Here is a 12,934-nt window from a genome sequence, read left to right as displayed (position 1 = left end):
AACTCGGCCTGCCGGCGCTGCCGGCCAAGCCCTACCCGCCGGAGGTGGCCGCCCGACTCGCCGCCGACGCACGGGAGTTGATCGACCGCTACCCGCAGTCCCGCTCCGCCCTGCTGCCGCTGCTGCACCTGGTGCAGGCCGAGGACGGCTGCGTCACCCCGACCGGGATCCGGTTCTGCGCCGAGCAGTTGGACCTCACCACCGCCGAGGTCACCGCCGTCGCGACCTTCTACACGATGTACCGGCGGCGCCCGGCCGGCGAGTACCACGTCGGCGTGTGCACCAACACGCTGTGCGCGGTGCTCGGCGGCGACCAGATCTTCGACGAGCTCTCCGAGCACCTCGGCATCGCCAACAACCGCACCACCGAGGACGGTTCGGTCTCGATCGAGCGGATCGAGTGCAACGCGGCCTGCGACTACGCCCCCGTGGTGATGGTCAACTGGGAGTTCTTCGACAACCAGACCCCGCAGAGCGCCAAGCAGTTGGTCGACCAGCTGCGCGCCGGCCAGGAGGTCCGCCCCACCCGCGGCGCCAAGCTCTGCTCGTTCAAGGAGACCTCCCGGATCCTGGCCGGCTTCGCCGACGAGCGCCCCGGCGCCGTCGACGAGTCCGGCGCGGGCGGCGCCCCCTCGCTGGCCGGCCTGCGGCTGGCCAAGGGCGAGGCGCTGCCCGGCACCCCGGGCGCCAAGGTGGTCTCCCCGCGGCACGAAGGGACGGAAGCGTGATGACCTCTGCCGAACCGGCCGAGAAGCTCCTCTCCCCGGTCCTGTCCGCCTCCTGGGACGACCAGCGCCCCTGGACGCTGGAGACCTACCGCCGGCACGGCGGCTACGACGGCCTGACCGCCGCCCTCGCGATGGCCCCGGACGAGGTGATCGCCCTGGTCAAGGACGCGGGCCTGCGCGGCCGCGGCGGCGCCGGCTTCCCCACCGGCATGAAGTGGCAGTTCATCCCGCAGAACGACGGCAAGCCGCACTACCTGGTGGTCAACGCCGACGAGTCCGAGCCGGGCACCTGCAAGGACATCCCGCTGCTGTTCGCCAACCCCCACGCGCTGATCGAGGGCATGGTCATCGCCTCGTACGCGATCCGCTGCGAGCACGCCTTCGTCTACCTGCGCGGCGAGGTCGTCCCGGTGCTGCGCCGCCTGCAGGCCGCGGTGGCCGAGGCGTACGCGGCCGGGTACCTCGGCAAGGACATCCAGGGCTCCGGCATCAACCTGGACATCACCGTGCACGCCGGCGCCGGCGCGTACATCTGCGGCGAGGAGACCGCGCTGCTCGACTCGCTGGAGGGCCGCCGCGGCCAGCCCCGGCTGCGCCCGCCGTTCCCCGCGATCGCCGGCCTGTACGCCTGTCCGACCGTGGTCAACAACGTCGAGTCGATCGCCTCGGTGCCGCCGATCCTGGCCCGCGGCAAGGACTGGTTCAAGTCGCTGGGCACCGAGAAGTCGCCCGGCTTCACGCTCTACTCGCTCTCCGGGCACGTCACCAACCCCGGCCAGTACGAGGCGCCGCTCGGCATCACGCTGCGCCAGCTGCTGGAGATCACCGGCGGGATCCGGGCCGGGCACCGGCTCAAGTTCTGGACCCCGGGCGGCTCCTCGACCCCCATGTTCACCGAGGAGCACCTCGACGTCCCGCTCGACTACGAGGGCGTCGGCGCGGCCGGGTCCATGCTCGGCACCAAGGCGCTGCAGGTCTTCGACGAGACCACCTGCGTGGTGCGGGCCGTCACCCGGTGGACCGAGTTCTACGCCCACGAGTCCTGCGGCAAGTGCACCCCGTGCCGCGAGGGCACCTACTGGCTGGTCCAGCTGCTCAAGCGGATCGAGGCCGGGCAGGGCGTCCCCGGGGACCTGGAGAAGCTCCTCGACATCGCCGACAACATCAACGGCAAGTCGTTCTGCGCACTGGGCGACGGCGCGGCCAGCCCGATCGTCTCCTCGCTGCAGCACTTCCGCGCCGAGTACGAGCAGCACCTCAACGAACACCGCTGCCCGTTCGACCCGGCGGCCTCCACCGTCTGGGCCGGCCGGTCCCCCGTCCACGAGTCCGCCACCGAGAGGGAGGTGCACGCGTGACGGTCACGGAGCCTTCCACCCAGACCGAGCTGGTCACGCTCACCATCGACGGCGTCGAAGTCAGCGTCCCCAAGGGCACGCTGGTGATCCGCGCCGCCGAGCAGATCGGCACCCAGGTCCCGCGCTTCTGCGACCACCCGCTGCTCGACCCCGCCGGGGCGTGCCGCCAGTGCATCGTGGAGGTCGAGGGGCAGCGCAAGCCGGTCGCCTCCTGCACCATCCCGGTCGCCGAGGGCATGGTGGTGCGCACCCAGGTCTCCTCGCCGGTCGCCGAGAAGGCGCAGCGCGGCGTGATGGAACTGCTGCTGATCAACCACCCGCTGGACTGCCCGGTCTGCGACAAGGGCGGCGAGTGCCCGCTGCAGAACCAGGCGATGTCCACCGGCGACACCGACTCCCGGTTCGAGGGCGTCAAGCGGACGTACGAGAAGCCCGTCCCGCTCTCCACCCAGGTGCTGCTGGACCGCGAGCGCTGCGTGCTGTGCGCGCGCTGCACCCGCTTCTCGCAGCAGATCGCCGGCGACCCGTTCATCGACCTGGTGGAGCGCGGCGCGCTGCAGCAGATCGGCACCGGCGTCGACCAGCCGCTGGACTCGTACTTCTCCGGCAACACCATCCAGATCTGCCCGGTCGGCGCGCTCACCTCCGCCGCCTACCGGTTCCGCTCCCGCCCGTTCGACCTGGTCTCCTCCCCGTCCGTGTGCGAGCACTGCTCGGCCGGCTGCGGGCAGCGCACCGACCACCGGCGCGGCAAGGTGCTGCGGCGGCTGGCCGGCAACGAGCCGGAGGTCAACGAGGAGTGGAACTGCGACAAGGGCCGGTTCGCGTTCCGCTACGCCCAGCGCCGCGACCGGTTCACCACCCCGATGGTCCGGCAGGGCGGCGAACTCGTCGCCGCGTCCTGGCCGGAGGCGCTGGCCCGGGCCGCCGAGGGGCTGCGCGGGGCGCGCGCCGCGGTGCTCGCGGGCGGCCGGGTCACCGTCGAGGACGCGTACGGCTACGGCAAGTTCGCCCGCGTCGCGCTCGGCACCAACGACGTCGACTTCCGCTCCCGGCCGCACAGCGACGAGGAGGCCGACTTCCTGGCGGCGGCGGTCGCCGGACACGGGGTCGACCTGGACGGGGACGCCGTCTCCTACCGGGACCTCGAAGCCGCGCCCGCCGTGCTGCTGGTCGGCCTGGAGGCCGAGGAGGAGGCGCCGATCGTCTTCCTGCGGCTGCGCAAGGCCAACCGGGCCGCCGGACTGCGGGTGTTCTCGATCGCCTCGCACGCCACCCGCGGCCTGGCCAAGCTGCACGGCGCGCTGCTGCCCGCCGCCCCCGGCACCGAGACCGAGTGGCTCGGCGCGCTGGCCGGCGAGGAGGTCCTCGCCGACGACGCCGGGCGCTGCGCCGACGCGCTGCGCTCGCCGGGCGCCGTGGTGCTGGTCGGCGAACGGCTCGCGCAGACCGCCGGCGGCCTGACCGCCGCGCTGCGCCTGGCGCACGTCACCGGGGCGAAGCTCGCCTGGGTGCCGCGCCGGGCCGGTGAGCGCGGCGCCGTCGAGGCGGGCGCGCTGCCCGGGCTGCTGCCCGGCGGCAGGGCCGTCGCGGTGTCCGCCGCCCGCGCCGAGGCCGCCGCGCACTGGGGCGTCGCCGAACTGCCGTCCCGCCCCGGCCGCGACACCGGACAGATCCTGGCCGCCGCCGCGGCGGGCGAGCTGGACGCGCTGGTGCTCGGCGGCGTCGGCCTGGACGACCTGCCGGACCCGGCGCTCGCCGACGAGGCGCTGGCCCGGGTCGGGTTCGTGCTCTCGCTGGAGCTGCGCCCGTCCGCGGTCACCGAGCGCGCCGACGTGGTGCTGCCGGTCGCGGCGGTCGCCGAGAAGGCCGGCACCTTCCTGGACTGGGAGGGCCGGGTCCGGATGTTCGAACCGGCGCTCAAGCCCGACCAGTTGATGCAGCGCCACCTGCACGCCGACGTCCGGGTGCTGAACATGGTCGCGGACGCGCTGGGGAGGCCGATCGGCCTGCCCGACGTCCGCGCGGCCCGGCTGGAGCTGGACCGGTTCGCCCCGTGGACGGGCGACCGCCCGGCCGTGCCCGCCGCCCACCCCGCCGCGCTGCCCCGCCCGGCCACCGGGCAGGCCGTGCTGGCCGGGCACCGGATGCTGCTGGACAACGGCTCCCTGCAGGAGGGCGACGAGCACCTGGCCGGCACCCGGCACGCCGCCGTGGCCCGGCTGTCCGCCGCCACCGCCGCCGAGATCGGCGCGGACCCGGCCGGCGGCGCGCTGCGGGTCACCGGCCCGGCCGGGTCGCTGACCCTGCCGCTGCAGGTCACCGACGCGATGCCGGACCGCACGGTCTGGCTGCCGCTCAACTCGACGCCGGACGGCGGCGCGCACCGCACGCTCGGCACCACGGTCGGCCACCTGGTCACCATCGCCCCGGCGGAGGAATCATGAGCCTCTCCTCGTCACTGGCGGCCGCCGACACGCTCGGCTTCTTCGGCCGCGACCCGTGGTGGCTGGTGCTGCTGAAGGCGGTGTTCTGCTTCGCGTTCCTGGTCCTGACGGTGCTGATCGCCATCGTCTGGGAGCGCAAGGTGGTCGCCTGGATGCAGCTGCGGATCGGCCCGAACCGGCACGGCCCGTGGGGCCTGCTGCAGTCGCTGGCCGACGGCGTGAAGCTGGCGCTGAAGGAAGACCTGGTGGTCAAGGGCGCCGACAAGGCGGTCTACGTGCTGGCGCCGATCGTCGCGGCGATCCCCGCGTTCATGTCGTTCGCGGTGATCCCGTTCGGCCCGGCCGACAACCAGGTGTCGATCTTCGGCACCCGGACGCCGCTGCAGCTCACCGACCTGCCGATCGCGCTGCTGTACATCCTGGCCACCGCCTCGGTGGGCATCTACGGCATCGTGCTGGCGGGCTGGTCGTCCGGCTCGACGTACCCGCTGCTGGGCGGCATCCGCTCCTCCGCGCAGATGATCAGCTACGAGATCGCGATGGGCCTGTCGTTCGCGGCGGTGTTCATCTACTCGGGCTCGATGTCGACCTCGGAGATCGTCTCCTCGCAGCAGCCGACCTGGTTCGCGGTGCTGCTGCCGGTGTCGTTCATCGTCTACATCATCGCGATGGTCGGCGAGACCAACCGGGCCCCGTTCGACCTCCCGGAGGCCGAGGGCGAGCTGGTCGGCGGCTTCAACACCGAGTACTCCTCGCTGAAGTTCGCGATGTTCATGCTGGCCGAGTACGTCAACATGGTCACCGTCTCGGCGGTCGCCTCCACGCTGTTCCTGGGCGGCTGGCGCGCCCCGTGGCCGATCTCCACCTTCTGGGAGGGCGCGAACCACGGCTGGTGGCCGATGCTGTGGATCGTGCTGAAGATCCAGCTGCTGCTGTTCTTCTTCATCTGGCTGCGCGGCACCCTGCCCCGGCTGCGCTACGACCAGTTCATGAAGCTCGGCTGGAAGATCCTGATCCCGGTCTCGCTGGTGTGGCTGGTGATGGTCGCCACCGTGCGGGCGCTGCGCAACGAGGGCTACGACTTCGCCAAGGTGGTGCTGTACGTGGGCGCGCCGCTGGCGGCGGTGCTGCTGGTCGCGCTGGTGGTCGACCTGCTGCGGAAGAAGCCCGCGCCCGCTCCGGAGCCGGAGCCCGCGTTCGACCCGATGGCGGGCGGCTACCCCGTGCCGCCGCTGCCCGGGCAGGAACTGCCGCCGGTGCCGCGCCGCCGCCGTCGGACCCCGCAACTCCAGGACGCCCTCAACGGGGCCGACCATTCCGAAGGGAGCTGATCCGAGATGCCTGACGAACCGTCAGAGAAGTCGGTCCTCGGGCCGGCCGCCGGCTTCGGCGTGACCTTCAAGGCCATGTTCAAGAAGCGGCTCACCGAGCAGTACCCGGAGTACAAGAAGCCCACCGCTCCGCGCTTCCACGGCCGCCACCAGCTGAACCGGCACCCGGACGGCCTGGAGAAGTGCGTCGGCTGCGAGCTGTGCGCCTGGGCCTGTCCGGCCGACGCGATCTACGTCGAGGGCGCCGACAACCGGGACGAGGAGCGCTACTCGCCCGGTGAGCGGTACGGCGCGGTCTACCAGATCAACTACGCCCGCTGCATCCTGTGCGGGCTGTGCGTCGAGGCGTGCCCGACCCGGGCGCTGACCATGACCAACGAGTACGAGCTCGCGGACTCCTCCCGGCAGGACCTGATCTTCACCAAGGAGCAGCTGCTGGTCGGGCTGACCGAGGGCATGGTCGACTCCCCGCACTCGATCTTCCCGGGCGCCGACGAGGGTGCCTACTACCGGGGCGAGATCACCGGCGCGGCGCCCGGCACCGTCCAGCAGGAGCGGCAGGACCGCGAGAAGGAGGAGCAGTCATGACCTCCACCGGCGAGGCCGTGCAGTTCTGGGTGCTGGCCGTGATCGCGGTCGGCGGCGCGCTCGGCATGCTGCTGATGAAGAAGGCCGTGCACTCGGCGCTCTGCCTGGCGGCCACCATGCTCGCGCTGGCGGTCTGCTACCTGGCGCAGGGCGCGGTGTTCCTGGGCGTGGTGCAGATCGTGGTGTACACCGGCGCGATCATGATGCTGTTCCTGTTCGTGGTGATGCTGGTCGGCGTCTCGGCGGCCGACTCGCTGAAGGAGCACCTGAAGGGCCAGCGGATCGCCGCGGTGCTCTGCGGGCTCGGCTTCGGCGTGCTGCTGATCGCCGGCCTGGCCAACGCGCACCTGCGGAACTTCACCGGCCTGTCCGGGGCGAACGCCGAGGGCAACGTGCAGGGCCTGGCCCGGCTGCTGTTCACCAAGTACGTGTGGGCGTTCGAGCTGACCAGCGCGCTGCTGATCACCGCGGCGGTCGGCGCGATGGTGCTGACCCACCGCGAGAAGGTCCGCGCCCCGCTGACCCAGCGCCAGCTGGCCGCGCGACGGGTCAAGGACAACATCCAGGTGCCGCCGCTGCCCGCCCCCGGCGTGTACGCCCGGCACAACGCGGTGGACGTCCCGGCGCTGCTGCCGGACGGCACCGTCGCCGAGGACTCGGTGATGGGCACCCTGCGCGAGCGCGGCCAGGTCCGCGACGTCAGCCAGGAGATGCTGGAGCGGATGGCCGAGCTGGAGGAGAGCACGGCCGACTGGCTGGGCCGCCCGTCCTCCGCCCGCCCGCGGGTCACCGGTCCGCGCCGGGCGCTGGAGACCGTGCCGACCAAGGACCAGGACGAGGAGGGGGCGGAGTGAACCCGGCCAACTACCTGTACCTCGCCGCGCTGCTGTTCACCATCGGGGCCTCCGGGGTGCTGCTGCGGCGCAACGCGATCGTGCTGTTCATGTGCGTGGAGCTGATGCTGAACGCCTCCAACCTGGCGCTGGTCACCTTCTCCCGGATGCACGGCAACCTGGACGGCCAGGTCCTCGCGTTCTTCACCATGGTGGTCGCGGCGGCCGAGGTCGTGGTCGGCCTCGCCATCATCGTCTCCATCTTCCGGACCAGGCACTCCGCTTCGGTCGACGACAGCAACCTGATGAAGCTGTAGCGGAGGGCCCTTCAGTGAACTCTCTCATTCCGCTGCTGGTCGCGGCGCCGCTGGCCGGCGCTGCCCTGCTGCTGCTCGGCGGCCGCGCCCTGGACCGGTTCGGGCACTGGATCGCGACGGCCCTGGCCGCGCTCTCCTTCGCCTTCGGCCTGGCCCTGTTCGCGGACATGCTCGGCCGGGAGGCCGAGCAGCGCGCCGTCACCGAGCGGCTGTTCAGCTGGATCCCGGTGGACGGCTTCCAGGCCGACGTGGCCTTCCAGCTCGACCAGCTCTCGATCACCTTCGTGCTGCTGATCACCGGCGTCGGCACGCTGATCCACCTGTACTCGGTGGGCTACATGGCGCACGACGAGCGCCGCCGCCGCTTCTTCGCCTACCTGAACCTGTTCCTGGCCGCCATGCTGGTGCTGGTGCTCGCCGACAACTACCTGCTGCTGTACGTCGGTTGGGAGGGCGTGGGCCTCGCGTCCTACCTGCTGATCGGCTTCTGGCAGCACAAGCCGAGCGCCGCGACGGCCGCCAAGAAGGCGTTCATCGTCAACCGGGTCGGCGACATGGGCCTGTCCATCGCGATCATGCTGATGTTCGTCGAGTTCGGCTCCTTCGCCTTCCAGCCGGTGTTCGCCACCGCGGGCGACGCGAGCGAGGGCAAGCTCACCGCGATCGGCCTGATGCTGCTGCTGGCCGCCTGCGGCAAGTCCGCGCAGGTGCCGCTGCAGTCCTGGCTGGGCGACGCGATGGAGGGCCCGACCCCGGTCTCGGCCCTGATCCACGCGGCCACCATGGTCACCGCGGGCGTCTACCTGATCGTCCGCTCCGGGGCGATCTTCAACCTGGCGCCGGACGCGCAGACCGCCGTGGTGGTGGTCGGCGCGGTGACGCTGCTGTTCGGTGCGATCGTCGGTTGCGCCAAGGACGACATCAAGAAGGCCCTGGCCGGGTCGACCATGTCGCAGATCGGCTACATGATCATGGCGGCGGGCCTGGGCCCGATCGGCTACGCCTTCGCGATCATGCACCTGGTCACCCACGGCTTCTTCAAGGCCGGGATGTTCCTCGGCGCCGGGTCGGTCATGCACGGCATGAACGACGAGGTGAACATGCGGCACTACGGCGGCCTGCGGAAGTACATGCCGGTCACCTTCGCCACCTTCGGCCTCGGCTACCTGGCGATCATCGGCTTCCCCGGCCTGTCCGGCTTCTTCTCCAAGGACAAGATCATCGAGGCGGCGTTCGCCAAGGGCGGCACCGAGGGCTGGATCCTCGGCCTGTGCACCCTGCTCGGCGCCGCGATCACCGCGTTCTACATGACCCGGGTGATGGTGCTGACCTTCTTCGGCGAGAAGCGCTGGCAGCCGGACGCGGAGACCGGCGAGCCGCCGCACCCGCACGAGTCCCCGAAGTCGATGACCGTCCCGATGGTCGTGCTGGCCTTCGGCTCGGTATTCGCGGGCGGCCTGTTCGTCTACGGCAGCTCCTTCCTGCACTGGCTGGAGCCGGTCACCGGCCACGCCGAGGGCGACTCCCCGCTGAGCGCGTGGACCGTCACCGCTCTCGCCACCGTCTGCATGCTGCTCGGCGCCGGCCTGGCCTGGCAGATGTACGGGCGCAGCCCCGTCCCGGTCAAGGCCCCGGTCGGCTCGCTGCTCACCCGGGCGGCCCGCCGCGACCTGCTGCAGGACGACTTCAACCACGCCGTCCTGGTCCGTCCCGGCACCGCGCTGGCCGCCACCCTGGTCTGGTTCGACAGCCGGGGCCTGGACGGCTTCGTCAACGGCCTGGCCGCGGCGATCGGCGGGATCTCCGGCCGGCTGCGCCGGATCCAGACCGGCTACGTCCGCACGTACGCGCTCTCCATGTTCGGCGGCACGCTGGTGCTGGTCGCCTCCACTCTCCTGATGAGGTCGGTCTGATGAGCTACCTCCTCTCCGCCACCTGTGCCGTCCCGGCCGCCGGAGCGGTGCTCACCGCCGCCCTCCCGGCCGGGACCACCGAGTCCCGGCGGCGCACCACCAAGACCGTCGCGCTGGCGGTCTCCGTCCTCACCCTCGGCCTGGCCGCCGCGATCGCCGCCTCCTTCGAGACCGGCGGCGACCGCTACCAGCTGACCGAGTCCCACTCCTGGATCCGCTCCTTCGGGATCAGCTTCTCGCTGGGCGCGGACGGCATCGGCACCGCCCTGGTGCTGCTGACCGCCGTGCTGGTGCCGCTGGTGATGCTGGCCGGCTGGCACGACGCGGACCCTTCCACCCCGGAGGGCTCCTTCGAGTCCAAGCGGCGCACCCAGGCGTTCTTCGCGCTGATCCTGGCCGTCGAGTCGATGGTGCTGGTGTCCTTCCTGGCCACCGACGTCTTCGTGTTCTACGTGTTCTTCGAAGCCATGCTGATCCCGATGTACTTCCTGATCGGCGGCTTCGGCGACCGGGCCGGCGGCCCCGACTCGGACCGCCAGCGCTCCTACGCGGCCGTCAAGTTCCTGCTGTACAACCTGCTCGGCGGCCTGGTCATGCTGGCCGCCGTGATCGGCCTGTACGTGGTGGCCGCCGACCAGGGGCAGGCGACGTTCAGCCTGACCGCGCTGACCGACGCGATCTCCTCCGGCAAGCTGGTGATCGACCCGAACGCGCAGCGGGCGCTGTTCCTCGGCTTCTTCTTCGCCTTCGCGGTGAAGGCCCCGATGTGGCCGCTGCACACCTGGCTGCCGAACGCGATGGGCGAGTCCACCGCCGGGACGGCCGTGCTGATCACCGCGGTGGTCGACAAGGTCGGCACCTTCGCGATGCTGCGGTTCTGCCTGGGCCTGTTCCCGGACGCCTCGAAGACCTTCGCCCCGGTGATCATGGTGCTGGCGCTGGTCGGCATCGTCTACGGCGCGCTGGTCGCGATCGGCCAGAAGGACATCAAGCGGCTGGTCGCCTACGCGTCCATCTCGCACTTCGGGTTCATCATCCTGGGCGTCTTCGCGATGACCAGCCAGGGCCAGTCCGGCGCCACGCTCTACATGGTCAACCACGGCATCTCCACCGCCGCGTGGATGCTGGTGGCGGGCTTCCTGATCTCCCGCCGCGGCTCCCGGCTGATCGCCGACTACGGCGGCGTGCAGAAGGTCGCCCCGGTGCTGGCCGGCACCTTCCTGATCGGCGGCCTGGCGACGCTGTCGCTGCCCGGGATGGCCCCGTTCGTCAGCGAGTTCCTGGTCCTGGTCGGCACCTTCAGCCGCTACCCGGCGATCGGGATCGTGGCGACCTTCGGCATCGTGCTGGCCGCGCTGTACGCGCTGCTGCTGTACCAGCGCACCATGACCGGCCCGGTCAAGGCCGGCGTCGAGGGCGTCAAGGACCTGAAGGCCCGCGAACTGGCCGTCGTCGCCCCGCTGGTGGCCCTGACCCTGCTGCTCGGCGTCTACCCGAAGCCGCTCACCGACCTGGTGAACCCGGCCGTGAACGACACCCTCAGCCAGGTCCACCGCACCGACCCCGCGCCGGCCCACCCGGTCGCCGCCACCAACGGAGGTGAGCAGAAGTGATGCCCGTCCACGCGCTGGCCGCCGCCAACGGCAGCGGCCCGAGCATCCCCGCCCCGCACATCGAGTACGGGCAGCTCTCGCCGATGCTGGTGGTGTTCGGCGCCGCCCTGGTCGGCGTGCTGCTGGAGGCGTTCCTGCCCCGCCGGGCCCGCGCCTCGGCCCAGTTGGGGGTGTCGCTGCTGGGCCTGGGCGGCGCCTTCGCGGCCGTGCTGGTGCTGGCCGCCCAGGGCCACGCCACCACCGGGGCCGGCCTGCTGGCGATGGGCGCGGTCGCCATCGACGGCCCCGCGCTGTTCCTGCAGGGCGTGATCCTGCTGACCGCGGTGCTGGCCGTGCTCACCTACGCGGAGGGCCGGCTGGAGCCGCGGATCAACGGACACCGGGTGGACGCGTTCGCCGCCCAGGCCGCGGCCGTCCCCGGCGGCGAGCAGGAGCGCGACGCGGTCCGCGAGGGCCTGCGCACCACCGAGATCTACCCGCTGACCCTGTTCGCGGTCGGCGGCATGCTGCTCTTCCCGGCCGCGAACGACCTGCTGACCATGTTCGTGGCGCTGGAGGTGCTCTCCCTCCCGCTGTACCTGATGTGCGCGCTCGCCCGGCGCCGCCGGCTGATCTCGCAGGAGGCGGCCGTCAAGTACTTCCTGCTGGGCGCGTTCGCCTCGGCGTTCTTCCTGTTCGGCACCGCCCTGGTGTACGGCTACGCGGGCTCGCTGCAGTTCGGCGAGATCGCCGACGTGGTCTCCGGGGTCTCCCAGGTCACCCCGGCGCTGGCCGTCACCACCCAGAACGACGCGCTGCTGCTGATCGGCCTGGCCATGCTGGCCGTCGGCCTGCTGTTCAAGGTCGGCGCGGTGCCGTTCCACTCCTGGACGCCGGACGTCTACCAGGGCGCCCCGACGCCGGTCACCGGCTTCATGGCGGCCGCCACCAAGACCGCCGCGTTCGGCGCCCTGCTGCGGCTGTTCTACGTGGCCTTCCCCGGCGTGCGCTGGGACTGGCGGCCCGTGATGTGGGGTGTGGCGATCCTCACCATGGCGGTCGGCGCGATCCTGGCGATCACCCAGCAGGACGTGAAGCGGCTGCTGGCGTACTCCTCGGTCGCGCACGCCGGCTTCATCCTGACCGGCCTGATCGCCACCGACCGGCGCGGCGTGGCGGCGGTGCTGTTCTACCTGCTGGCCTACTCCTTCGTGACGCTCGGCGCGTTCGCCGTGGTCACCCTGGTGCGGGACTCCAAGGGCGAGGCCACCCACCTGTCCAACTGGGCCGGGCTGGGCCGCCGTTCGCCGCTGCTGGCGGCGGTGTTCGCGCTGTTCCTGCTGGCCTTCGCGGGCATTCCGCTGACCTCCGGGTTCACCGGCAAGTTCGCGGTCTTCCAGGCCGCGGCCGAGGGCGGGGCCACCCCGCTGGTCATCGTCGGCGTGCTGTCCTCGGCGGTGGCCGCGTTCTTCTACATCAGGGTCATCGTGCTGATGTTCTTCTCCGACCCGCAGCCCTCCGGGCCCGCGGTGGCCGTGCCCAGCCCGCTCACCGCGACCGCGATCGGCGTGGGCGTGCTGGTCACCCTGGGTCTGGGCCTGCTCCCGCAGTACTTCCTCGACCTGGCCTCCAAGGCCGCCCTCTTCACCCGCTGAACCCGTTCCGACCGGTTCCGACCGGCTCCGGCCCCCGCCCGCACCGGGCGGGGGCCGGAGCCGTGGAGCGGTGCGGCCGGGACCGCCCGCGGCCCACCTCCCGCCACCAGGGAAGTCGGGCCCATGCCCGTGCAGTGATCCACTCGGGACCGGATACGCTGCCTTGTATGTG

Annotated in this window: 10 protein-coding genes; all 10 read left to right on the top strand. The window is 71.8% G+C overall.

The features are described from left to right. Nucleotides 1-8: 8 nt before the first annotated feature. From nuoE to nuoN, 10 genes are read left to right on the top strand one after another with little or no spacing between them, the layout of a single operon-like run. The gene (gene nuoE / locus ABD345_RS20000; RefSeq protein WP_344553780.1) at nt 9-728 is read left to right on the top strand and encodes an NADH-quinone oxidoreductase subunit NuoE; all 720 of its coding nucleotides are present in this window, start codon (nt 9-11) and stop codon (nt 726-728) included. Beyond that, nucleotides 728-2,086, top strand: a complete 1,359-nt coding sequence (nuoF, locus tag ABD345_RS19995; protein ID WP_344553716.1) for an NADH-quinone oxidoreductase subunit NuoF — start codon at nt 728-730, stop codon at nt 2,084-2,086. The genes nuoE and nuoF overlap by 1 nt, the downstream gene beginning before the upstream one ends. After that, entirely contained in the window at nt 2,083-4,533 is a 2,451-nt protein-coding gene (locus ABD345_RS19990; protein WP_344553715.1) for an NADH-quinone oxidoreductase subunit G, read from the top strand. The genes nuoF and ABD345_RS19990 overlap by 4 nt, the downstream gene beginning before the upstream one ends. After that, nucleotides 4,530-5,864 (top strand): NADH-quinone oxidoreductase subunit NuoH, encoded by a 1,335-nt coding sequence (nuoH, locus tag ABD345_RS19985; RefSeq protein ID WP_344553714.1) that lies wholly within the window; start codon nt 4,530-4,532, stop codon nt 5,862-5,864. Before ABD345_RS19990 ends, nuoH begins: the two co-directional genes overlap by 4 nt. 6 nt (nt 5,865-5,870) lie before the next feature. Beyond that, a complete protein-coding gene (gene nuoI, locus ABD345_RS19980; RefSeq protein ID WP_344553713.1) occupies nt 5,871-6,452 on the top strand; it encodes an NADH-quinone oxidoreductase subunit NuoI in 582 nt (193 codons plus the stop codon). Further along, nucleotides 6,449-7,306 (top strand): NADH-quinone oxidoreductase subunit J, encoded by an 858-nt coding sequence (locus ABD345_RS19975; protein WP_344553712.1) that lies wholly within the window; start codon nt 6,449-6,451, stop codon nt 7,304-7,306. The genes nuoI and ABD345_RS19975 overlap by 4 nt, the downstream gene beginning before the upstream one ends. Beyond that, nucleotides 7,303-7,602, top strand: a complete 300-nt coding sequence (gene nuoK / locus ABD345_RS19970) for an NADH-quinone oxidoreductase subunit NuoK (protein WP_344553711.1) — start codon at nt 7,303-7,305, stop codon at nt 7,600-7,602. Before ABD345_RS19975 ends, nuoK begins: the two co-directional genes overlap by 4 nt. 14 nt (nt 7,603-7,616) lie before the next feature. Beyond that, complete coding sequence (gene nuoL, locus ABD345_RS19965; RefSeq protein ID WP_344553710.1) at nt 7,617-9,515, top strand: NADH-quinone oxidoreductase subunit L; 1,899 nt, start codon at nt 7,617-7,619, stop codon at nt 9,513-9,515. Then, nucleotides 9,515-11,128: an NADH-quinone oxidoreductase subunit M gene (locus ABD345_RS19960; RefSeq protein ID WP_344553709.1), complete on the top strand. Its 1,614-nt coding sequence runs from the start codon at nt 9,515-9,517 to the stop codon at nt 11,126-11,128. The genes nuoL and ABD345_RS19960 overlap by 1 nt, the downstream gene beginning before the upstream one ends. Then, nucleotides 11,128-12,762, top strand: a complete 1,635-nt coding sequence (gene nuoN / locus ABD345_RS19955; protein WP_344553708.1) for an NADH-quinone oxidoreductase subunit NuoN — start codon at nt 11,128-11,130, stop codon at nt 12,760-12,762. The genes ABD345_RS19960 and nuoN overlap by 1 nt, the downstream gene beginning before the upstream one ends. The last annotated feature ends 172 nt before the right edge of the window (nt 12,763-12,934 follow it).

Source organism: Kitasatospora saccharophila (assembly GCF_039529925.1).
GTDB classification, from domain to species: domain Bacteria; phylum Actinomycetota; class Actinomycetes; order Streptomycetales; family Streptomycetaceae; genus Kitasatospora; species Kitasatospora saccharophila.
Note: the sequence above shows the minus strand (reverse complement) of the source record. Positions and strands in the feature narration are given on the sequence as shown.

Coding starts and splice junctions, on each gene's coding strand:
- nuoF (WP_344553716.1), top strand. CDS start 728: ATGACCTCTGCCGAACCGGCCGAGAAGCTCCTCTCCCCGGTCCTGTCC.
- nuoH (WP_344553714.1), top strand. CDS start 4,530: ATGAGCCTCTCCTCGTCACTGGCGGCCGCCGACACGCTCGGCTTCTTC.
- nuoI (WP_344553713.1), top strand. CDS start 5,871: ATGCCTGACGAACCGTCAGAGAAGTCGGTCCTCGGGCCGGCCGCCGGC.
- ABD345_RS19975 (WP_344553712.1), top strand. CDS start 6,449: ATGACCTCCACCGGCGAGGCCGTGCAGTTCTGGGTGCTGGCCGTGATC.
- ABD345_RS19960 (WP_344553709.1), top strand. CDS start 9,515: ATGAGCTACCTCCTCTCCGCCACCTGTGCCGTCCCGGCCGCCGGAGCG.
- nuoN (WP_344553708.1), top strand. CDS start 11,128: ATGCCCGTCCACGCGCTGGCCGCCGCCAACGGCAGCGGCCCGAGCATC.